Annotated in this window: 20 protein-coding genes; 4 read left to right on the top strand and 16 right to left on the bottom strand. The window is 52.7% G+C overall.

The window, feature by feature from the left end:
• Nucleotides 1-24: 24 nt before the first annotated feature.
• Both AALG83_01880 and AALG83_01875 read right to left on the bottom strand, forming a co-directional pair.
• On the bottom strand, nucleotides 25-945 hold the full coding sequence (locus AALG83_01880) for a GerMN domain-containing protein (protein ID MEY8381905.1): 921 nt from the start codon (nucleotides 943-945) through the stop codon (nucleotides 25-27).
• 9 nt (nucleotides 946-954) lie between these two features.
• The gene (locus AALG83_01875) at nucleotides 955-2370 is read right to left on the bottom strand and encodes a HAMP domain-containing sensor histidine kinase (protein ID MEY8381904.1); all 1416 of its coding nucleotides are present in this window, start codon (nucleotides 2368-2370) and stop codon (nucleotides 955-957) included.
• 262 nt (nucleotides 2371-2632) lie between these two features.
• On the opposite strand from AALG83_01875, the gene AALG83_01870 reads away from it, so the two are divergent.
• Entirely contained in the window at nucleotides 2633-3871 is a 1239-nt protein-coding gene (locus AALG83_01870) for an FAD-dependent oxidoreductase (GenBank protein MEY8381903.1), read from the top strand.
• A 68-nt stretch (nucleotides 3872-3939) separates the two neighbouring features.
• On the opposite strand, the gene AALG83_01865 is transcribed toward AALG83_01870, so the two are convergent.
• The 3 genes from AALG83_01865 to AALG83_01855 are packed head-to-tail and all read right to left on the bottom strand — an operon-like array spanning nucleotide 3940 to nucleotide 6516.
• Nucleotides 3940-4626, bottom strand: a complete 687-nt coding sequence (locus AALG83_01865; protein MEY8381902.1) for a response regulator transcription factor — start codon at nucleotides 4624-4626, stop codon at nucleotides 3940-3942.
• A gap of 27 nt (nucleotides 4627-4653) precedes the next feature.
• Complete coding sequence (locus AALG83_01860; GenBank protein MEY8381901.1) at nucleotides 4654-5463, bottom strand: aldo/keto reductase; 810 nt, start codon at nucleotides 5461-5463, stop codon at nucleotides 4654-4656.
• Nucleotides 5464-5490: 27 nt separating this feature from the next.
• Complete coding sequence (locus AALG83_01855; protein MEY8381900.1) at nucleotides 5491-6516, bottom strand: hypothetical protein; 1026 nt, start codon at nucleotides 6514-6516, stop codon at nucleotides 5491-5493.
• A gap of 332 nt (nucleotides 6517-6848) precedes the next feature.
• Between AALG83_01855 and AALG83_01850 the strand changes: the two genes are divergently transcribed.
• Together AALG83_01850 and AALG83_01845 are read left to right on the top strand one after the other, a co-directional pair.
• Nucleotides 6849-7802, top strand: a complete 954-nt coding sequence (locus AALG83_01850) for an L-lactate dehydrogenase (protein MEY8381899.1) — start codon at nucleotides 6849-6851, stop codon at nucleotides 7800-7802.
• Between the two features lie 18 nt (nucleotides 7803-7820).
• Complete coding sequence (locus AALG83_01845; protein ID MEY8381898.1) at nucleotides 7821-8993, top strand: malic enzyme-like NAD(P)-binding protein; 1173 nt, start codon at nucleotides 7821-7823, stop codon at nucleotides 8991-8993.
• 193 nt (nucleotides 8994-9186) lie between these two features.
• Here AALG83_01845 and AALG83_01840 read toward each other — a convergent pair whose 3' ends face one another.
• The 10 genes from AALG83_01840 to rpsU all read right to left on the bottom strand — a co-directional run bounded on the left by AALG83_01840 (nucleotide 9187) and on the right by rpsU (nucleotide 20366).
• On the bottom strand, nucleotides 9187-10233 hold the full coding sequence (locus AALG83_01840; protein MEY8381897.1) for a L,D-transpeptidase family protein: 1047 nt from the start codon (nucleotides 10231-10233) through the stop codon (nucleotides 9187-9189).
• A 99-nt stretch (nucleotides 10234-10332) separates the two neighbouring features.
• Nucleotides 10333-12963, bottom strand: coding sequence for a pyruvate, phosphate dikinase (gene ppdK, locus AALG83_01835; protein ID MEY8381896.1), 2631 nt, complete (start codon nucleotides 12961-12963; stop codon nucleotides 10333-10335).
• A 149-nt stretch (nucleotides 12964-13112) separates the two neighbouring features.
• On the bottom strand, nucleotides 13113-13826 hold the full coding sequence (gene recO, locus AALG83_01830; GenBank protein ID MEY8381895.1) for a DNA repair protein RecO: 714 nt from the start codon (nucleotides 13824-13826) through the stop codon (nucleotides 13113-13115).
• Nucleotides 13827-14041: 215 nt separating this feature from the next.
• Nucleotides 14042-14923, bottom strand: coding sequence for a GTPase Era (era, locus tag AALG83_01825; GenBank protein MEY8381894.1), 882 nt, complete (start codon nucleotides 14921-14923; stop codon nucleotides 14042-14044).
• A 21-nt stretch (nucleotides 14924-14944) separates the two neighbouring features.
• Entirely contained in the window at nucleotides 14945-15424 is a 480-nt protein-coding gene (gene ybeY / locus AALG83_01820; GenBank protein MEY8381893.1) for an rRNA maturation RNase YbeY, read from the bottom strand.
• Nucleotides 15421-17523: an HDIG domain-containing metalloprotein gene (locus tag AALG83_01815; GenBank protein ID MEY8381892.1), complete on the bottom strand. Its 2103-nt coding sequence runs from the start codon at nucleotides 17521-17523 to the stop codon at nucleotides 15421-15423. Before AALG83_01815 ends, ybeY begins: the two co-directional genes overlap by 4 nt.
• A gap of 63 nt (nucleotides 17524-17586) precedes the next feature.
• On the bottom strand, nucleotides 17587-18528 hold the full coding sequence (locus AALG83_01810) for a PhoH family protein (protein ID MEY8381891.1): 942 nt from the start codon (nucleotides 18526-18528) through the stop codon (nucleotides 17587-17589).
• Between the two features lie 64 nt (nucleotides 18529-18592).
• On the bottom strand, nucleotides 18593-19789 hold the full coding sequence (locus AALG83_01805; protein MEY8381890.1) for a sporulation protein YqfD: 1197 nt from the start codon (nucleotides 19787-19789) through the stop codon (nucleotides 18593-18595).
• Nucleotides 19790-20104, bottom strand: coding sequence for a YabP/YqfC family sporulation protein (locus AALG83_01800; protein MEY8381889.1), 315 nt, complete (start codon nucleotides 20102-20104; stop codon nucleotides 19790-19792).
• 88 nt (nucleotides 20105-20192) lie between these two features.
• Nucleotides 20193-20366: a 30S ribosomal protein S21 gene (gene rpsU / locus AALG83_01795; GenBank protein ID MEY8381888.1), complete on the bottom strand. Its 174-nt coding sequence runs from the start codon at nucleotides 20364-20366 to the stop codon at nucleotides 20193-20195.
• A 490-nt stretch (nucleotides 20367-20856) separates the two neighbouring features.
• On the opposite strand from rpsU, the gene serS reads away from it, so the two are divergent.
• Nucleotides 20857-22140 (top strand): serine--tRNA ligase, encoded by a 1284-nt coding sequence (gene serS / locus AALG83_01790; protein MEY8381887.1) that lies wholly within the window; start codon nucleotides 20857-20859, stop codon nucleotides 22138-22140.
• A 64-nt stretch (nucleotides 22141-22204) separates the two neighbouring features.
• Here the strand turns inward: serS and AALG83_01785 are convergent, their stop codons facing one another.
• Nucleotides 22205-22555 (bottom strand): histidine triad nucleotide-binding protein, encoded by a 351-nt coding sequence (locus AALG83_01785; protein ID MEY8381886.1) that lies wholly within the window; start codon nucleotides 22553-22555, stop codon nucleotides 22205-22207.
• Nucleotides 22556-22557 lie beyond the last annotated feature (2 nt).

Here is a 22557-nt window from a genome sequence, read left to right as displayed (position 1 = left end):
CAAATCCATCTTCCGGTTCGCATCTCAATACTCCATAAACTTTTCCAGATCGGAAAAGCGAATTTTCCAGATAGAATTTTCCTGCACCAGGCGCAGCGGATAAGCATACTGGCTGCGCAGCGAAGTGCCCTGCTTGAGGGAATAGTTTACCATAAGCAGCGCGCTGCCCTGGCTGCTCTGCTCCAGCATCTCCGTCACCTGGAAATAATCCAGCACAACGCCGCTGTTCTGGCACCAGGAGACGAACGCATTCTCAGAAGGGCGCTCTGCCTCATCCCCATAGGCGAGATAGTTATAAACCGCCGCATAATTGTGCTCCTTGAGATTGGTTAAAATCTGCTCCATGGTTTTCTGCGCCGAAAGGACTAGCTCTGCATTGCGCCCCATTGGCTCCAAAACGCCTGCGCTGCCCATGCCGATCTCGCTTAAATTGATGCGCTGCCCCGTGCCGTCGCTTTCCCGGTCCACCAGAATCTGCACCTGCGGGCAGCCCGTCGCCTCGACCAGCGTGTTGATCACAGAATAGACCGCCAGCTGCTTGACGGCATTGCTCTCCTCAATCGGCCGGGCATTTTCGATAAAGCTCCAATCCAAGAACTCCTTGCTCAAAACCACTGTGAGCACTCTTCCCTCTTGTTTGAGCCGCACCACCTGTGTATCCGGGTTGATGATCTGCGCCATGCTGATGGGGACGCTTGGCCCGAGCAGCAGCTCTTCCAGCACCTTTTTTTCCACATTGGCATCCACAGAGACCTTTGTTTTGCGCACCTCACGGACGAGCATACTATATTCCGTATCCGCAAAATACAGCGCGACATAGGTATCCTTGCGGTTTTCCGAGCCGCTGGTCGGATCGATCTGGATTTCCTGCTCCGGCTCCTGCGCCTGGCAGGCAGCGCAAAAAAGCAGTGCCGCCGCAAGAAAAAGACAAAGTAATTTTTTCAAAGCAACCTCCTAAAGCGGGAGCACCAGGGTGAAAACCGATCCCTTGCCCTTCTCGCTCTCAACGTCCACACGCCCGCCATGCATCACCGCGATGCTTCGCACCAAATAGAGCCCCAGCCCAGAGCCGCCCGTCTCCCGGGCGCGCGCCTTATCCACGCGGTAAAACCGCTCAAAAATGCGATCCAGCTCTTCCTTTGCAATGCCCTCTCCCGTATCGGCAATGGCAATATAGGCGAAGTGCGCGTCTTTTTTCAGGCTGACCTGCACACTGCCCCCCTCGCCTGTATACTTGATGGCATTTTCCACCAGATTGCGTATCGCCTGCGAAAGCCGCCTTGGGAAGCACTTCGCACAGACAGCCTGCCTGCTGGTATAGGTCAGCAAAATATCCTTTTGCTCGGCAATGGGCCCCAGCGTATCCACAACATTTTGGACGAGCTCTCCCAGCTCCGCCTCCTCCATTTTGGCGCCGTTATCGCCGCTCTCGATTCTCGTCATGAGCAGCAGATCGTTGATCAGGCTGGTCATCCGGTCGATCTGCCCATTGATATCCGAAAGGAAATCCTTGTAGATCTCTTCGGGCACCTGCTCCTGATAGAGTATGGATTCCGTCAAAATCTTCATCGAGGTGAGCGGCGTTTTAAGCTCGTGCGATGCGTTGCTCACAAATTCACTGCGCTGCTTATCCACATCCTCCAGCCGGGCCGTCATCGTGTTAAACGCCTCGCCCAGCTCTGCGATTTCATCCTTGCCCTCTATCTGAACGCGCTTTTTAAAATCCCCTACCGTGATGGCCATCGCGCCTTCCCTCAGCTGCTCCAGCGGGCGAGAGAGATGGCTGGTGAGAAAATAAGAGATGATAGCAACGGCCAGCACTGCGACCCAATAGATGATCGTATAGTTCTGCTTAATCGAGTTGATATTCGAGACGACATCCTGCGTACTCTGGGAAAACACCGCAACCCCAATGATCTCGGAGTTTTCCACAATGGCAGAGGCGTAGTATCCCGCCCAAAAATCCGCTCCGTCTGTTCCTATTTTATGGAAGCCATAGGAAGTATCCCTTTGTCCGCTCAGTATTTCAATGATCTCCGGCAGTTTTATGCGCACGCCGTTCAGCCGCGAATAGCTGTCGATCTGGACAACTCCGTAGCTATCCAGCAGCAAAACGCGCCCGGAAATATCCTGCCCCTTTTGAAGCGCCTTCTCATAGAGTGCCTGAGCATCCAGCGCGGCAAATTCCCCCGCCACGCGGACGGAAAAATCGCTGACGTCCTGCAAATTGGCGCTGGCTCGGCTTTTGAGCAGATTGTTTTCAATAATATTGGAAGTAACCACCGTAACCAGGGAAAACGCCATCAAAACGACGACGACATAAATTACAATAAACCTCCAACGAATGGAGGTGAGAAATTTATTGACCAAAAAAATAGTATCACCTTCCCCCAGCTCTGCTCTCTTCTGCCCTTGGCCATGCCCGCTCTAATCATCATGCGATGATTTAGTATACTATAAACCGCAAAAAAACTCAATCTCCTCACCACCCGCCCAGCATTGCCCCGCTTTTCCGTATGAGATGGCAAAAAGAAGCTATACTAAGAAAAAACAACGAGAGGAATTCATTTGTATGGAGTCTTTATGGTCTAGTACAACAAATTTGCCAAGCTTTCCTGCCCTGCCCGGCAGTTTGAAAACAGATGTGCTCATTATCGGCGGCGGCATTGCCGGAGTGCTCTGCGCCCATGAACTGCAAAAGCGCGGTGTGGATTACGCCCTCATCGAGGCATCTGAGATTTGCAGCGGCATCACAAAATGCACCACAGCCAAGATCACCGCCCAGCATGGGCTGATCTATGCTTCGCTCTTTGATCGCCTGGGCAAAGAAAAGGCGGCGCTCTATCTGCGCGCCAATTTGCAGGCCATAGAGGCCTATGAAGCCCTTGCGCAAACTATCGACTGCGATTTCGAGAGAAAAGACGCTTTTGTCTATACCCAGCGCTCCCCCAAAAAGATTCAGGAGGAGGCCGCGGCGCTTCAGCTGCTGGGATACCCTGTGCAGATCGCGCATGAATTGCCGCTTCCCATCCCCATTTTAAGCGCGATCCGCTTTGCATCTCAGGCGCAGTTCCACCCGCTCAAATTCATCGCCGGCATTGCCGCCCCGCTGTATATCTACGAGCACACCCAAGCGCTGGAGCTGACCAGGCGCGGCGTACAGACAAGCCGCGGGGAAATCCAGGCAAAGAAAATTATCGTTGCCACGCATTTTCCCATCTATAACCGCCACGGCCTCTATCCCATCAAGCTGTATCAGGAGCGCTCCTATGTCTTGGCGCTGGAAGGCGCTCAGGATGTGGGCGGCATGTATCTGGATGAGGCCAAAGGCGGCCTCTCTTTCCGCAATGCCAGCGGCCTGCTGCTTTTGGGCGGCGGTTCACACCGCACAGGAAAGAACACTGGCGGCTGGACAGCGCTGGAATCCTTTGCGGCGCAGCACTATCCCCAGGCGAGCATTGCACTGCGCTGGGCGACGCAGGATTGCATGCCGTTAGACAGCGTGCCTTATATTGGCCCGTATGCCTCCGGCCTGCCTGGCGTCTACGTCGCCACCGGCTTCCAGAAATGGGGCATGAGCACAGCTATGCTTTGCTCCCATCTTCTGGCGGATTTGGTTACCGGGAGGGAAAACCCGTATGCCCCAGTCTTTACGCCCAACCGAAGTGTTTGGCATCCGCAGCTTGCCATCAACGCCTTTGAAACGCTGAAAAACCTGCTGACGCCCACGCGCCCGCGCTGCTCGCACCTGGGCTGTGCTTTAAAATGGAATCCCGCCGAGCATACCTGGGATTGTTCCTGCCACGGCTCGCGTTTCGATGAAAACGGAGCGCTCATCGATAATCCCGCCCAATCCGATCTCAAACTCTGATTCCCCCCTCACGCGGGCAAATGAAAAAGAGAGCAGGCCCAAAAACTTGCTCTCTTTTTTGATGCAGGCTATTTGTTGGAGAAATAGTAGCCGACGCCCCATTTGGTCAAGATATACTGCGGGTGAGCCGGTTCCTCTTCTATTTTCTCTCTCAGGCGGCGGATATGGACGTCTACCGTGCGCAGATCTCCCTTCTGCTTCCAGATCAGCTCCAGCAGCTTCTCCCGCTCAAATACGACGCCCTTATTGCTGATAAACAGCTGCAGCAAATCGAATTCTTTTGCCGTCAGGTTCACTTCCCTGCCCGCAATCGTAACGCTTCGGCTGATGAAGTCCACCGTCATGTCGTCCACCTTGGCGACGGTGAGATTCGCCTTCCCCTTCGCATTGTCCAGGCGGCGGAAGATGTTTTTGATGCGCGCTTTGAGCTCCAGCATGTTGAAGGGCTTTGTCATGTAGTCGTCTGCGCCGTATTCCAGCCCCATAATTTTATCGATATCCTCGCCTTTGGCCGTCAGCATGATGATCGGCACATCCGAAACCGCCCGAATCCGCTGGCAGACTTCCATGCCGTCCAGCTTGGGCAGCATCAAGTCCAGCAAAACCAGATCGTACTTTTCCGGCTCAAACAGCTCCAGAGCCGCCTCGCCGTCCGTCGCGGCATCCACCACATAGCCTTCCTGCTGCTCCAAGTTGAAGCGCAGCCCCTTGATCACACTCGGTTCGTCATCTACGATTAGAATCGTCTTTGCCATTTCCTCTCCCCCATTTTTAAGGCTTTCTTACGGCAATATAAAAGTATCCGGATCGCCGGCCGTCCTTCTGCCGGTGTTCAGCGCCCTCATAAAGCGCATCTCCTCCTCCGTCAAAGAAAAATCAAAAATATCGATGTTCTCCTGCATGCGCTCTTTGTGCACGGATTTCGGAATCACGGTAAAGCCTCTTTGAATCAGGTAGCGCAGAGCAACCTGCGCCGCAGTTTTTCCGTGCCGCTGGCCAATCTCGGCAATCTCCTGGTTTTGCAGCATATTTCCCGTGCGCATCAGAGGCCGCCAAGCCTGCAGGGCAATCCCCTGGCTCTGGCAATAGGCAATCGTCTCCTCATCCATGAAATAGCCATGCGCCTCGATCTGGTTGATCATCGGCTGAATCGCTGCATGCTGGGCCAGCTCCTCCAAATGATGTTTCTTAAAGTTGGAGACGCCAATCGCCTTCACCCTTCCATCCCGGTAAAGCGTCTCCAGCGCCTTCCAGCGCGAAACAAACTCCCTGGCCGGCCAGTGAAGCAGGTAAATATCGATGCGCCCAAGCTTTGCTTCGCTCTCCTCAAAAGCTCGAAGCACCGCATCATAGCCTTCTACATCGTTCCAGACTTTTGTCGTCAGCAAAACATCCTGCATGGCGCCCATAGAGGCAAATGCCTCTCCGATTTCCTGCTCATTTTTATAGAAAGAGGCAGAATCAAAGGAGCGGTATCCGCATGCATACGCATCTTCCAGCACCTCTCTCATGGAGTTCTGATCCGTCACCCGATACGTCCCAAAAAACACCTTGGGCAATACCAGCCCATTTGCCAGCTGTGTGTTCTCCATTCCCGCACTCCTCTCTGCCCTCTGCTGCTATCTGGCCTCGCCGCGTTTTTGCAGCTCGACCAAAATCGCCGACACCACCGAAACATCTTTCCAGGCGCATTCGATCTCCAATGCGCAAGGCTCACCGGCATTGAGCTGCACGCTCATATCCAGGCCCTTTTTCTGCTGCATGGTTTGGATGAGCTTTTGCAGGAGCTCGGCCTGCTGCTGCTCGGCCTGAATACAAATGCGGGCCAGATCAGCGTCCATCGCTCCGCTTATTTGCATTTTGGGCGCCGCCTTGTCCTCCACCTGCTCTTTTGCAGGCGCATCTTCAACAGAGCTCTGTGTCTCTTCTTCTGTCAGTTTCGCCTCATCCGCTTGCTTGGGAGTCTCATCCTCCTGCATAGGCGCATCCAGCTGCGCGGCCTCCTGGCGCTTCTGTTCCAAAATTTCTTCCTGAATATCCAGCTCTTTATTCAGCTCAGCTGCTTCCCGCGCCCGCTGACGCCGCAGCGCGATATTGCCAATGAACATAATGAGAATAGCAAGGAAAAGCACAAGGATTGAGATAGCCAGAATCAGGCCGTATCCGCCTTCCAAAATCGCCAGCAGATATCCCACATCCTCAATATAATATTCGGCTCGTCCCAAAATCAGACCTTGATCTACGCAAAGCTCGGGGGTTTCCTCGTTCAGATAGAGCGTCGCGGTCCCCTCGTTCACCGATGCAACGCTGCCCAGATAAATTTTCGTGGAAGTGGGTGCATTGGGATAATAGAATGCCACAACCTTGCCCGGCTCATAGCCCTCTTCCGCCTGGGACAGGCGCACCAAAATCATAGCATCCCTTGGAATCGCCGCATATCCGCCGTTGGAGGAGCACGCAGACCACCCAAAAACATCCGGAAGCTCGCCCTGCTCGGTATCGCAGGCGGCAAACCAGATGAGCCATGCCGATAAAATCATAAAGACGGATGCCAGAATTATTCCCAGAACCTGAAATCCGATCTTTGGTTTCTGATACTTTTCTAACTGCTGTTTTACCATATCACTCACCTCTGTTGTCTTCAATTTTAGCTAATTGGAGAGTTGGTTTTGAAACTAGTTTTCCCTATTATAATATAAATAATCATGAAAGTCCACATATTGCGCATGGCCTCTGTCTATTTTTGCCAAATAGGAATTTACTGCCCTGGCAGGAATTGCGCTCAAGTTTTCGTTGACATTTGACAAAAAAACCATATAATTATATTTGAACGAGATTTGGATTTTTTATTCTAGCCTTCATTTTAAACATATAAATGCCTTGCCGTTTTCGCGCGGCACATTGATATTTTTTTATCAAGGCTGTCCTCTCTCCCGTTCCTTGCAGCATCATAATAAACGATTGGAAGGTATTGATTATGAGTGGATCCAAAAAGAACAAGGTTGTCGTCATTGGGGCCGGAAGAGTTGGCGAATCCGTTGTCTATACCCTCGCGTTAAGCCGCGTCGCCTCTGAAATTGTCATGGTCGATGTCGCGGTAGATCGCGCAAAAGGCAGCGCGCTGGATGTCAACCACGGCCTCGCTTTTCATAAACAGGTTGTTGTGCGCCAAGGCGATTATTCTGATTGCGCGGATGCCAAAGTCATTATCGTATCTGCCGGCCTCGCCAGAAAGCCCGGGCAAACGCGCCTGGATCTCGCAAAAAGCAATGTCAATATTGCCCGTTCGATTTCCAAGAGCATTATGGAATATGCCCAGGATCCCATCATCGTCATTATTTCCAATCCTGTCGATGTCCTGACCTATGTCATCCAAAAAGAGACCGGCCTGCCCAGCTCGCGGGTCATCGGCTCTGGCACAATTTTGGATACCGCTCGCCTGCGCTATATGCTCAGCGAAGCGTGCGATGTGGATGTTACGGACGTCAACGCATATATTTTGGGCGAACACGGCGACAGCCAGGTTCCCGCCTGGAGCTGCGCTACCATCGCCGGGATGCCCCTGCTGGAGTACTGCGATAAAAACGGCATCGAAATCCGTCCCAGGCTTGCTGCCATTGCCGAAGAGACTGCCAAGGCCGGCGGCACGGTTATTTCGCTCAAAGGAGCGACGTATCTGGGCATCGCCATGAATACCTCCCGCATTGTTGATGCAATTTTGGAAGATGAAAAAACTGTGCTTCCCGTCAGCCATGTGCTGAGCGGCGAAGTTTTAGGCATCGAAGATGTAGCCGTCAGCTTCCCCTGCGTTGTCAACGCAGATGGGATCAAGAAAATCCTCGATATCTCCTATGCCGCGGATGAAGAAAAGGCAATTATTGCTTCTGCTGAAAAGCTTAAGGCTTTCACGCAGGATGCATTAAATATGTAGTGAAAGGGAGAAATTAGAGTGGATAAGAAAGAATTCGCATTGCAGCAGCACGAGAGTTGGAAAGGCAAAATTGAGGTCGTTTGCCATGCTCCCCTGGAGACGCCGGAAGATCTGGCCGTCGCCTATACCCCTGGTGTCGCAGAGCCTTGCCTCAAAATTTCCGAGGATGTAGATCTCTCCTATAAGTACACGCGCCGCGGAAATCTCGTCGCCGTCGTTACAGACGGCACGGCAGTGCTTGGCCTGGGCGATATCGGCCCGGAAGCAGGCATGCCCGTTATGGAAGGAAAATGTGCGCTGTTTAAGCGCTTCGGCAACGTCGATGCCTTCCCTCTGTGTGTCCGCAGCAAAGAGGTCGACGACATCGTAAAAACGGTCCAGCTTCTCGCTGGCAGCTTTGGCGGTGTCAACCTGGAGGATATCTCCGCTCCCCGCTGCTTTGAGATCGAGAAGAAGCTGAAAGAGACTTGCGATATTCCGATTTTCCACGACGACCAGCACGGCACTGCCGTCGTTACTTTGGCCGCTATGATCAACGCGCTCAAAGTTGTCGGCAAAAAGCTGGATGAAATTAAGGTTGTTACCTCTGGCGCCGGCGCGGCAGGAATCGCCATCATCAAGCTGCTCATGAAGATGGGGCTGAAAAACGTCATCATGTGTGATCGCAAGGGCGCGATTTACGAAGGCCGCGAGGGCCTGAACAGCGAAAAGATGGAGATGGCGAAAATCTCCAACCCTGAAAAGAAAGCTGGCTCTCTGGCGGATATGCTGGTTGGCGCGGATGTCTTTATCGGTGTCTCCGCTCCGGGCACAGTTACTCCAGAGATGGTAAAAACCATGGCAAAGGATGCAATCCTCTTCCCCATGGCCAACCCGACTCCCGAAATTATGCCTGATCTGGCAAAAGAAGCTGGCGCCGCCGTCGTGGGCACGGGCCGCAGCGATTTCCCCAACCAGATCAACAATGTCCTCGCCTTCCCCGGAATCTTCCGCGGTGCGTTGGATGTCCGCGCAAGCGATATCAACGACGAAATGAAGATTGCCGCTTCCTATGCAATCGCAGGCATCATCAAAGACGAGGAACTCTCGGCCGAATATATCATTCCTGGCGCGATGGATCCCAGAGTTGCTTCCGCAGTTGCGGCGGCCGTTGCTCAGGCGGCTAGAGATACCGGTGTAAACCGCATCTAATAAATAGGCAATATGCATTAATAAAAAAGAAGGAGAATTGCTTCTCCTTCTTTTTTTGCGAAAAACTAAGGTCAAAATCCGCCTGGAAACACAGCATTCTGCCGGCGGCAACGCTCCTCCCCTCAGCGAACCGCAGGCTCAATTATTATAATTTCCAGTTCCAACCCTTGATATTGCCTAAGTTTGGCGCTTTCTAATTCTGGCTTCCCTGAACGAAAGGCGTCTCAATCGGAATATCCTGTTCCCGCCAGTAATCTGTATCTCCAATCTGCCCAGGCTCGATATCTACTCGCTCTTCAGGCAGCGCTGCCAGAACCAGGCGCTCCCGGATCGCCGCTGTCTCGGCATCCGAAGCATCCCCATCCCGAACAACGCACTCTGTTCCCGGCGCAATATGAAAATACATCCATTTCGCATCCGGCACGGTTAGGCGTACACAGCCGTGGGAATCCGCTTTGCCAAATCTCTCCCACACTTCCTCAATATAAGTTGAAGTATCGAACTGGGAATATAGGATGGAGTGGAAATAGATTGCTCCTCTAATTTGTGTCCAAAACTGCCCATATGTCTTATCCCTGACAAACTGACTGAAGCGCACATGGTATTTATCCATTTTGAACTTCCCTTTGGGCGTGCAGTCATTTTTGCCCGTAGAGCAGAGCATATAGCGGACTGGCACAGTGTAATTGCCCTCCTCGTCTTTGGAGAAAACCATCGTAACCTGATGCTTCAAATCCACAATGATTTTATAAGTCCCCGCTTCCGGGTATCCCTTCGGGTAGTAATTTCTCGTCCCATCATCGCTCATCACCAGCTCTTCAAAGCTCATGTGCGTTGTCGGTGCCAGCAAATCAAAGGGATCGCATTCCTGTGCATCGCCGGAATAGAGCAGTTCCTGCATATCCTCGTCGGCAATGCCGCTCACTTCCAGCCCATTTTGCACCTGGAAGGCCTTGACGGCATAGAATGTTTCCGAGCCATAAACACCTGTTTCCTGCTCCCAATCCAAGTAGTTCAGCGCCACAAGCCGCGCCTGCAGCTCTTCCACGTTTTCGCCCTCCATGCCCTCCTGAAGCGGCGTCGGTCGCTGTTTTACCACCGGAGCAACGCTAGGCTCTATCTCAGGAGAAACTGTCACCTCCTCTGCCTTTTCGCTTTCCTTTGCCTCTTCTTTTGCGCATCCTGTAACAATAACTGCCAGCAACAGCAAAGACGCAATCATCCTTTTCCAATTTCTCATTTTTTCTCTCTTTCAATGAAAATACGGCATTCGCCCCTGTTACAAAGCGAATGCCGCATTTTAATTCATAAATATCTTGCTATCTTGGCAAAAGAAACCTTAGTTTTTCGCCAAAACCACTGCGTGTGCAGCGGCCAGTCTCGCGATCGGAACCCGGAAGGGCGAGCAGGAGACATAGTTCAGGCCGATGTTATGGCAGAAGATAACCGTGGAAGGATCGCCGCCATGCTCACCGCAGATACCCAGCTTGATGTTCGGGCGGGTCTTCTTGCCGAGCTCAGCAGCCATCTTAACCAGCTTACCAACGCCATCCTGATCCAGCTTCTGGAACGGATCGGACTCATAGATCTTCTTGCCGTAGTATTCATCCAGGAACTTGCCAGCATCGTCTCTGGAGAAGCCGAACGTCATCTGCGTGAGGTCGTTCGTGCCGAAGGAGAAGAACTCAGCTTCTTCCGCAATCTCATCAGCCGTGATGGCGGCTCTCGGAATCTCGATCATCGTGCCGACATGGAAATCGAGCTTGACGCCCTTCTCTTCCATGACTTCGTTTGCCGTCTTAACAACGACATCCTTGCAGTATTTGAGCTCTTTCTTCTCGCCAACCAGCGGGATCATGATCTCGGGGACGATATCGTAGCCGCATTCCTGCTTCACTTCGATAGCTGCCTCGATAACTGCTCTGGTCTGCATCTCTGCAATTTCCGGATAGGTAACCGCAAGGCGGCAGCCTCTATGGCCCATCATCGGGTTGAACTCGTGCAGGCTCTCGATGGTGTTGATCAGCTCGTCATAAGGAATGACCATCTCGTTTGCCAGCGCGCGGATATCCTCCTCAGCGGTGGGCAGGAACTCGTGAAGCGGCGGATCCAGGAAGCGAATGGTTACGGGCAAGCCCTTCATCGCCTTATAGATGCCGGCGAAGTCTGCTCTCTGCATGGGCAGGAGTTTTGCCAGCGCTGCTTTTCTCTGATCAACCGTCTTGGAGACGATCATCTCGCGCATTGCAGCGATTCTGTCTTCGTCGAAGAACATGTGCTCCGTACGGCAGAGGCCAACACCCTCAGCGCCAAAGTGCAGAGCCGTCTCAGCATCTTTGGGGGTATCAGCATTCGTGCGGACTTTCAGCGTTCTGATCTCGTCAGCCCACTTCATAACCTGCTCGAAATCGCCTGTAATAGCAGCTTCTACCGTGGGGATATTCTCTGCGTAAACGTTGCCCGTGCCGCCGTCCAGGGAGATGGGATCGCCTTCGCCCAGCACACGGCCATCCGGCAACAGCATGGTCTTCTTCTCTTCGTTGATGACAACTTCACCGCAGCCTGCAACGCAGCAGGTGCCCATGCCTCTGGCAACAACAGCAGCGTGGGAAGTTCTGCCGCCTCTTGCCGTCAGAATACCTTCGGAAACGTGCATACCCTCGATATCCTCCGGAGAGGTCTCCTGGCGGCAAAGCACGATTTTCTCACCGCGCTCTTTTGCAGCCATCGCATCTTCAGCCGTGAAGTAAACTTTACCGGAAGCTGCGCCAGGGGAAGCCGGCAAGCCCTTCGCAACGGGCTTAGCAGCCTTCAGAGCCTTCGCCTCGAACTGCGGGTGCAGCAGAGAATCCAGCTGCTGGGGCTCAACTTTCAAAATAGCCTGCTCCTTGGTGAGCTTGCCTTCTGCAACCAGGTCAACCGCAATCTTCAGAGCAGCCGGAGCCGTTCTCTTGCCGTTTCTGGTCTGCAGCATATAGAGCTTGCCGCCCTCGATGGTGAACTCCATATCCTGCATATCAGCATAGTGGTTCTCCAGCGTGGTCGCAATCTCAACGAACTGGTCGTAAACAGCGGGCATGGTCTCATGCAGAGAGGAAATCGGCTGAGGCGTTCTGATGCCGGCAACGACGTCCTCGCCCTGTGCATTCATCAGATACTCGCCGTACAGCTTTTTCTCGCCGGTTGCAGGGTCGCGCGTGAAAGCAACGCCCGTGCCGCAGTCATCGCCCATGTTGCCAAATACCATGGCCTGAACGTTAACTGCCGTACCCCAGCTGCCCGGGATATCGTTCAAACGGCGGTATACGATAGCTCTGGGGTTGTCCCAAGAACGGAAAACAGCTTTGACAGCTTCCATCAGCTGCTCTTTTGCATCCTGCGGGAACTCAACGCCCATCTCTTTCTTATAGAGAACTTTGTAATTTGCGACGATGTTTTTCAGATCTTCTGCATTCAGCTCTGTATCCAGCTTAACGCCCTTTGCCTCTTTGGCCGCATCCAGAATCTCCTCAAATTTGCTCTTCTCAATGCCCATAACGACATCCGAGAACATCTGAATGAACCGGCGGTAGCTATCATAAGCAAAGCGGGGGTTGTTCGTTTTCTTGGCGACAGCTTCCACAGCGACATCGTTCAGGCCCAGGTTCAGAATCGTATCCATCATGCCAGGCATGGATGCTCTCGCGCCGGAACGGACGGAAACCAGGAAGGGGTTCTCCGCATCGCCGAACTTCTTGCCAGCGATCTCCTCGGTTTTCGCAATCGCCTCATAAATCTCGGCAACAATCGCGTCATCGATGGTTTTCCCATCTTCGTAGTACTTCGTGCAGGCTTCGGTAGAAATCGTAAAGCCCTGGGGAACTGGCAGTCCGAGCTTTGTCATCTCAGCCAGGTTCGCGCCTTTACCGCCCAGCAGGTTCCGCATGGAAGCATCGCCTTCGCTGAAGAGGTAAACATACTTTTTACTCATCGCAAATCCTCCTAATTATAATGAAAGTTTTTTAGGCAATAAAAATTTAGCCAAAAATTCTTTTAGCACCCAAAATTATACATGAAAATAGCCGCAAGCACAAGAGATAAATTGCAAAATGCGGCTATTTTCATCCATTTTTCAGTTTTTCAAAAATCTTTGAGCAGCATCAGGCTTTTGGGCGTAATTTCCAGCGCGTTGGTCAGCCAGCGGATGGCCAGGGAGTAAAACTCCTTTTGTTCCGGCAATTCTATCTGCGCGACAGCTTTGGAAGGCGTTCTTAAAATGCGGTCAATCCCCAAAATAAATTCCCGGGGAATTTCCTCTCCTGGGCAATCGGCGCAAACCATTCCTCCTGCCCCGATATTGACCTTGCAAACCTCCCTGCTCCCGCAAATACTGCAATGCGAAAGTGAAGGGCGCAGGCCCAGAATATCCAACAGCTTAAAGACAAAAAAGCAGAGCACTTTCTGCGGGCTCCCGCCGTGATCCATCGCATAAAGGCAGTTGACCAGCAGCGCAAACAGCCGGGCATTCTCCTGATCCGGCATCACAGTTTTTTCGCATACTTCCAGAAACAGCGTGCCCGTCAGCAGTGCGTGAATATTTTTGCGCAGATGAAAGAAATTGTCTTTGGCGACTGCCTGCGTGATATAGTACTTGCCTTTTTGGTGGTTCATGCCAAAAAGAGCGCAGCAGAAGACATCACTGCTGGAAAGCAGCGAGCTTCCCTGCTTTCTGCATCCTCTGCAAAGCGCATCAATCCGCCCTTTTTCTTTGGAAAAGAGCGTCAGCATTTTATCCGTTTCCCGATAGTTGTTTGCCCGAAGCACGACGCATAGCATCGTCTCATTTTCCGCCATATGTTTCCCCTGCCGCCGGGTTACTCGGTTTTTCCCAGCTCCCGGTAAAATAAATAATAGTTGATCGAGCCTGTTTTTTCAAACAGCGCAAAGGCCGTCTGTTTCGCATCATTTTCCATCGGATCGTTTTGTCTCATTTCTTTTGCCTCCATGCTCTTCATATTCTTCTCTCTTACTTTTCCCGGAAGGCAAAATATCGAAACATGCAATTTCTGTTAATTCCGATACCCCAGCGTTTTGAGCATGAACCCGGAATTGCGCCAATCCTCCTTGACCTTGACCCAAAGCTGGAGGAACACTTTTGTTCCAAAGAGCATTTCCAGATCGCCTCTGGCCTCACTGCCGATTTTCTTGAGCATAGCGCCTTTTTTGCCAATAATGATCCCTTTATGCGAATCCCTCTCACAGTAGATCACCGCAGAGACATTCGTCAGGTTTTCCTTCTCCTCCACTTTCTCGATCTCCACGCCAATGCCGTGTGGAATCTCTTCCCGCAAAGAGAGCAGCGCCTTCTCCCGGATGAGCTCGGAAGCCAGAAAGCGCTCGGGGCGATCTGTTACCATATCCTCCGGGTAATACTGCGGGCCAGGCTGCAAATACGAGACGATTTTTCGCTCCAACTCCTCAAGGCCCCAGCCCTGCTTTGCCGAAGCCGTGCAGACCGCATCTTTCGCCACGCCCAAAGCATGCACTTTTTCTATTAACTGCTCAACCTTTTCCGGCTTTACCGCATCGATCTTATTGATGAGCACCAAAAACCGATCCCCATTGAGCTTTTGAAGGATCTCTTCGTCTCTCTGCAGGATGCCCACAACTCCATCGATGACCATGATGGTGAGATCGACGTCTTTGTTCGCATCATACGCCGTCTTTACCATATATTCGCCCAGCTTGTTGTGCGGCGTATGCAGGCCGGGCGTATCCAGAAAGATGATCTGGTAATCCGGCTTCGTCAAAATGCCCACCACTTTATTGCGCGTTGTCTGGGCTTTTTGCGTTACAATCGCCACTTTCTCACCAACTAAGGCGTTCATCAGCGTCGATTTCCCCACATTCGGGCTGCCCATAATCGAAATAAATCCAGAAAGATGTTCCAAAATCTTCTCCTTAGCGTATGTTCAGTTCCGCCCCAGCGCCTCTCGCTGCTTTTGGCGCATCACTTGCTCTTCCTGCTCCTGCATATGGTCGTATCCCATCAGATGCAGCATACCGTGCACCGCCAGAAAGCACAGCTCCTGGGTCAGCGTATTGCCATATTCCCTGGCCTGATCGGCCGCGTGCTCAATAGAGATAAAAATGTCGCCTAAAAACAGCTCTCCCTCTTCCCCCAGCTCCGGCTCAAGCCCTTCTTTCAGCGCCTCGCCAATCGGCCCCTGCAAATCGTTGGCAGGAAAAGACAGCACGTCCGTCGCCCGATCGATCCCGCGGAACTGGCGGTTCAGCTCCCAGAGATAGGCATCGTCTGCAATGACGATGTTCGCAGAAAAATCCGCGATCCCTTCCAGCTGTGCCGCACGCGCGGCAGCGGCGTTAATTTCCTGCACGCATTCTGCCGCAAGCTCCAGCCCTTCTTTTTCTATTGCAACCAAGTCTCTCATTTTTCCGGATCCTCCGGGTAGGCGATGCGCTCGTGGTTTGCACCCTGCAAGACCCGCACAAACGCATCAATGATATTGGTCATGTCTCTTCTGGTCAGCGGGCATTCATCCAGCTGGCCGCTGTTATAACGGTCTATCACTAAAGTCTGGATTTGATCGTGAATAGCCGAAAGATCCAGCCGCATGGCATTGTTTGCGCGAATTGCCGCTTCAACCACATCCGCCAGCATGAGTACCCCCGCCTCTTTGGTCTGCGGCTTGATGCTGGGATAATGGAAGATGGATTCATCCTCGATCTCGCCCTGCATACGCGCCATGCGGTAAAAATAGGTTACCGTTCCATCGCCATGATGCTGGGAAATAATATCCACCATCTGCTGAGGCAGGCGGTTTTTCCTGGCCAGCGCCACGCCGTCGGTAATATGGCTGCGAATCGCTTTGGCGCTGTCTTCGGGCGTCATGGAGTCGTGCGGGTTGGCGACGTTCATCTGATTTTCCTTAAACATCAGAGGGTTGCTCAGCTTTCCAATATCGTGGTAGTAGGCCGAAACCCTGGTCAGCAGAGCATCCGCGTCCACAACCTCCGCTCCGGCCTCTGCCAGGTTTGCCACCATGACGCTGTGGTGATAGGTGCCCGAAGCCTCGATCATCAGCCGGCGCAGCAAAGGATTGGAGGGGTTGGAAAGCTCCAGCAGGCGCGAGGGTGTCGCCAAAGAGAAGCAGGCTTCCCATATCGGCAAAATGCCGATGGCAAGGAACCCGCAGAGCACGCCACTGCCCAGGCTGAACAGCGCGGCCGCCAAATACTGCTGCCAGGTGTACCCTTCCAAAATTCCATAGCACAGATAGACAACCGCCGCCATGACGCCAGCCGCCATGCCCGAATAGATATACTCTGCGCGGCTCTGCTTTCCGCGGAAAATCAGCACAACCGCAAAACTTCCAAGCAAGCCGGCCAGCATACTGCGCAGCACCTGATCATCGAAGAAAAATGCCTTTTGCGGCGCCATAATAAACGAGATGATGATGCTCATCCAGACGCCATAGAGCAGAGCCGTCTTTCTGCGCAGAATAACTGCCCCAATGATGACGGGCAAAAACACCGGCGCAATCCGCAGATCGATGCGCTTGCAGATGAGCGCCACCACGATGCCCAGCGCCGAGAGCAGTATCATGCAGAGCGCGCTTTTCGCATCTCGCACGACGCTGTGCCGCTGGTAGATGCAGTAGAGCAGCGCGATTCCAAACACCGCAGCCATGAGCAGCGCGGAGAAAATCCAGCGCGATGTGCCCGAGCGCTCGTCTGTCATCAGGCCCATTTGTTTGATGAGCCGCAGCTGCGCTTCCGAGATGATCTCGCCTTTTTGCACAATATTCTGGCCCTTTTGGTATTGCACCGGCTTGACCGCCTCTGCCGCCGCAAGGCGCGCACTCTCCGTCGCCTCGATGTTATAAGTCAGGTTGGAATTGATATTGGCGGTCGCCACAGCGTGCGCCAGCAAGGCCTGCTCAGAGGTAAATGCGCCGCCAGAGATCAGCTCCGAGCGCACGGATTCTATCATATCCACCAGATCATCCGCCGTTACGCCGTCTTTCATCTTGATGCGCACTTTCTCTACCATGGCATCCCGGAGCGTTTCCAGCTGTTTTGGCTCCATCGAAGCGATGGTGTAGATATTCTGATCCGTCAGGTAATCCGGCCTTTCTGCGCGAATCTCCTCCATGGAAGGCCCAAGCAGCGCTTCCCAATCCGTCTCCGCAACACTCTTGATCTGCTCAGGCGGCTGTGCCAGGTAAATCTGCCGAACCTTTTGGCGTATCTGCTCGATCTGAGAGAAAGCGTTATAGATGTTCTCCTCGTTTTGATTGAGAATCGTGTCGTCCAGCTGATAGACGGGCAAAACCTTCTGCTTGGCTTCTTCTCTCAGAATCTCCGTAGAATACTCGTCCACCAAATCCTTGTTGGCTGTGATGGTCTCTTCGCAAATCCCGCCCACCGTATAGGTGTACTTCTCGGTCTGCGCGCTCAGCACGCCGGCGACAACGCAAAAGACGTAAAGCAGAATGTAGAGCACCAGCGATGCTGTTTTTCCCTGCATTTTAACTTGTCCAAGAAATGTTTTTTGCCGCCGCCTGTTTTCTCGTTTTCTCTCTGCCATGGCTTAACCTCGCCGACTGATTTCGCGTTCTTCCTCTTTTTCAAACGCCTTTACAATATCCTTCACCAGCTTATGGCGCACAACATCCCGGTTGGTCAGGTATGTTACGGAAACACCGTCGATCCCCTTCAAGATCTCCGCCGTTTTCCTCAGGCCGGATTGCTGGTCCCTGGGCAGGTCGATCTGGGTAACATCCCCCGTAACGACTACCTTGGAGTTTTCTCCGAACCGCGTTAAAAACATCTTCATTTGAGCCATGCTGGCATTTTGCGCCTCATCTAAAATGATAAACGCATCCGAGAGCGTCCGCCCGCGCATATATGCCAGCGGCGCCACTTCCACGACGCCCGTCTCCACCAGCTTCTGATATGCCTCCGCCCCCATAAATTCATAGAGCGCATCGTAAAGCGGCCGGAGATAGGGATCGACTTTGCTCTGCAAGTCCCCCGGAAGAAAGCCGAGCTTTTCCCCCGCTTCGACGGCCGGGCGCGTCAGAATAATGCGGGAAATTTCCTTGTTTTTCAGCGCCACCACGGCTTTTGCCATAGCCAGATACGTTTTGCCTGTCCCAGCCGGGCCGATGGCAAAATTCACCGTGTTGTGATCAATGGCCTCCATATAGCGCTTTTGGCCCAGCGTGCGGCATTTGATGGGCCTGCCCCGGTTTGTTACGGCGACGACACCCTGCATGGCCTCCAGGCCACTCTGCATCTCGCCGTCTCCCGCAAGATCCAGAAAATAGCTGATCTTGTTTTCGTCGATGTATTCCTGCTGGCGGAACTGCTCGCAAAGCTTCAAAATGACCTGCTTTGCCATCTCTGCCTGCTGCATATTTCCCGAAATCACCGCCCGGCCCTCCCTGGCGGCGATTTCCGTATCCGTTCCCTTTTCGATGAGGTGGATATTTTCGTCTAAAATCCCGAAAATCTCCTTCATCTCTTCCATGGATTCAAATTCAACCGTTAATTCCACTTTCGTTTGATTTTCCAATCAAATAGCCCCTCCGAAATTATTCTTGTGTATCCGCGCCGGGAAGATCCGGCGCATCATTGATGACGCCCGTCATCCCAATGGCCTCGCGCACGCTCACAGTCAGCGTGATGCTCAGCTTGCCGTCCTGCTCTTCCTCATACCGATGGAAGGCGACAATTTCCGCGTCCTCCGGTATTTGGGCATAGAGGCTTTGATATGCCTTCTCCTCCGCGCTCACCAGAGCCGCCTGCTTTTTCTCCTGCGAATAAACGCTCTTTGCCTTATAGTATGTCTTTTCTATAATCTGTAAATGCAGCGGGCCGTTTTTTCCTATCTCGCCCACCATCTCGTCTTTTTCAATACATTCGGAAAACGGGTTTTCGCCCAGAAGGTGGATCTTCTGCCTGCCCAGCAGCATATACCGCTCAACTGCCGTCTCCCCCGTGGGAACTTTATCATAGCTGCTGATAGTCGCCTCCGCCTTGGCGATATAATCGACTCTCGCAATCACTACCCCTCTTGCAGGCATGGAAATGGGCGTTTCGCCTTTGAGATAGTTTCCTGCAATCAGCAGCTGTCCTTCCGAAACTTGCTCTCCCTCGGCGACAACCGCCTGCCCGCTGGTTACGATAACCTGTTCGATCACACCGCTTTTGAGGGCATAAACCGCGCAGGGCTGTTCGTCCCGAATATCCGGCTTTGGGGTGCGCTCCCGAATTTCCGCCACCAGGCTCGCGCCGTCAAAGGAGACGTAGACATAGGTCAAATCCGGAAAAGCATTCCAAATTGCCCGCTCCAGCTTTTTGGTGTCGATGCGGCTTTTGAGCGCGAACTCCTTTGCGCCGGCCTCCTGCATCACCAGATACACATCGTATTCGCTGATGCTTGTCAGCCCTTCAACGCGAATGCGGACGCAAAACAGCGAGAGAACCACCACCACGCAAACAGTGAGCGCCGCCCCGACGCCCAGAATCCAGCGCCTGCGAAGGAAGTCCAAAACTGCCGTTCCTCCGCCGCATTTTTCCACCGTAACCTTCGCCTGAGCCGGCAGCATTTTTTGCAGTTTTTTATAATCCCGCATGGATAGCTTGGCGCGAAACTGCGTATAGCTTTTGCGCTGCAATTCCAAAAACTGAAGGCCTTCCTTTGCGGCGGCGTTAAGCAGGCGTTCTACGCCCAGCAATTCCACGTTAATGATAACATATCCAAAAAGAAAATACCATAAATATAACAATTACGGCTCCCCCTTTATTTCCTCTGTATCCCCATATCGTATTTGCTCGATCATCCCGGTAAAGGAGAGCACGCCTTCCTGCATCGAGCAGACATAGAAATCCCTTCCAAGAAAACAAATATCGCCAAACTCCGTCGTGAGCTTGAGCACTTTTTCCGAATATGCCGCAATATTTAAAAACCCTTCGACCGTGCAGGCCGTGTTGTCATAAACGTGGATCCCAAGCCCATTCGCCACAACCTGCGGCGGAAACTCCATCGCGGCGCCCGCCCGGAGCCTCCAGTTCTTTTTTCGTCTTTTCGCCTTTGCTGCCATCTTTTCACCACCTGCGACTATTTTATGAGCAGAAGGCGCAAAAAAATACACAAAAAAACAACGGCAGAAATGCCGTTGTTTTATGCTTTTAGTGTTTTCTCTTTCTGGCAGCCTCAGCCTTCTTCTTTCTCTTAACACTGGGCTTTTCATAATGCTCGCGCTTTCTGACCTCTGCGAGAACACCAGCTCTTGCACATTTTCTTTTAAACCGCTTCAGAGCGCTCTCCAGAGACTCATTTTCGCCTACGCGTATTTCAGACATCTTTTTCCCCCCCTCCCATAATCAAATGCGCAAATTACTACGCCTTAACCGGGAGTATTTGCACGAAGGGCAACAAGTACCATTCAATGTTTAAAATTATAGATCTTTTCTCTTGGAAAGTCAACAAATTCTTCCGGCCGGCGCAAAATTATCCCGCATTTTTCGCCATGCCGCAAAGAAATAGCTTGCAAAAAGGGCAAAAAGATTATATAGTAGTGGAGAAATAGGCATACTACTTTTGGGCATTGAAAAAGCTGCGGCCAGTGTTCTTTTCAAGAGAGCCGGTGTTTGGTGCAAACCGGCAAAGAAGCTGTCCTTTCCACTTTTGAGCCTCCCGGCCCTGCCGGAGCCTGGCACTCTCTACCGTGCTACGAGCGGCCGCTTTGCGCGGCAATTTGGGTGGCAACGCGGAATCCTTCCGTCCCATATTGGGATTGGAGGGAATTTTTTATGCCAAAAGAAAGCAAAATTCAAATCTAGGAGGAAAATTATGCTGGATTTAAAGTTTCTCCGGGCAAACCCGGAAGTCGTAAAACAAAACATCCGCAATAAGTTTCAGGATCAAAAGCTGAGCTTGGTGGATGAAGTCATCGCTCTGGATGCGGAAAACCGCGCCACCATTCAGCAGGCAGAAGCGCTGCGCGCAGATCGCAACCGCATTTCCAAGCAGATCGGCGGCCTGATGGCCAAGGGCCAGAAGGAAGAGGCCGAGGCGCTCAAGCGGCAGGTTACGGATTTTTCCAGCCATCTGGCCGAGCTGGAGGAAAAAGAGCGGGAGCTGGATGAGAAAATCACCCGAATCATGATGAGCATCCCCAATATCATCGACCCGAGCGTTCCCATCGGCAAAGACGACAGCGAAAATGTGGAAATCCAGCGCTATGGCGAGCCTGTCGTCCCGGATTTTGAAATCCCCTATCATGCCGAGATCATGGAACGCCTCTCCGGCCTGGATCTGGAGAGCGCCAGAAAAGTCGCCGGCAATGGATTCTACTATCTCATGGGCGATATTGCCCGCCTGCATTCCGCCGTCCTCTCCTACGCGCGCGATTTTATGATCGGCCGCGGGTTCACCTACTGCATCCCGCCCTTCATGATCCGCAGTGATGTCGTTACGGGCGTCATGAGCTTTGCCGAGATGGATGCCATGATGTATAAAATTGAGGGCGAAGACCTGTATCTGATCGGGACAAGCGAGCACTCCATGATCGGCAAGTTCATCGATACCATTTTGAAGGAAGATGCCCTCCCCTATACGCTGACCAGCTATTCCCCCTGTTTCCGCAAGGAAAAAGGCGCGCATGGCCTGGAGGAGCGCGGCGTATACCGCATCCATCAGTTTGAAAAGCAGGAGATGATCGTCGTCTGCAAGCCGGAAGACAGCATGATGTGGTTCGATAAACTTTGGCAGAACACTGTGGATCTCTTCCGCACGCTGGATATCCCCGTCCGCACGCTGGAATGCTGCTCGGGCGATTTGGCAGATCTCAAAGTCAAATCCATCGATGTGGAGGCATGGTCGCCGCGCCAGCAGAAATATTTTGAAGTGGGCAGCTGTTCGAATCTGGGCGATGCTCAGGCGCGCCGGCTGAAAATCCGCGTCAACGGTGAAAACGGCAAATATTTCGCACATACGCTCAATAATACCGTCGTCGCCCCGCCCAGAATGCTCATCGCATTTTTGGAGAACAACCTGTGTGCCGACGGCAGCGTCCGCATCCCGGAGGCCCTGCGCCCCTATATGGGCGGCATGGATGCCATCCGCGCAAAATAACAGATAAAAAACAGCCAGCGCAAGCCCAAAAGGCCCGCTGGCTGTTTTTATTGCAAAGAACCAATCAGCCCGGAGGCCACCCAAGCTCTCTGCCGCCCAACAGGTGAAAATGCAGATGCGGCACCGTCTGCCCCGCATCTTTGCCAATATTGCTCACAATGCGGAAGCCGCTCTCTTCCAGGCCAAGCTCCCGGGCCAGTTTTCCCGCGACCTGAAAAATATGCGCGACCAGCTCCCCATCCTCCGGCTTTAGCGCCAATACCGACTGAATGTGCTTTTTGGGGATGATGAGCACATGCACAGGCGCCTTGGCATCAATATCATGGAACGCCAAAACCTGTTCATCCTCGTAAGCCTTTTTCGAGGGAATCTCCCCGCGGATGATTTTGCAAAAAATGCAGTCTTCCATCGCAATCC

Source organism: Christensenellaceae bacterium 44-20, assembly GCA_041223705.1.
Classification (GTDB): Bacteria; Bacillota; Clostridia; order Christensenellales; family Christensenellaceae; genus QANA01.
The sequence above is the reverse complement of the archived record's forward strand: the minus strand, read 5'-3'. Positions and strand labels throughout refer to the sequence as shown.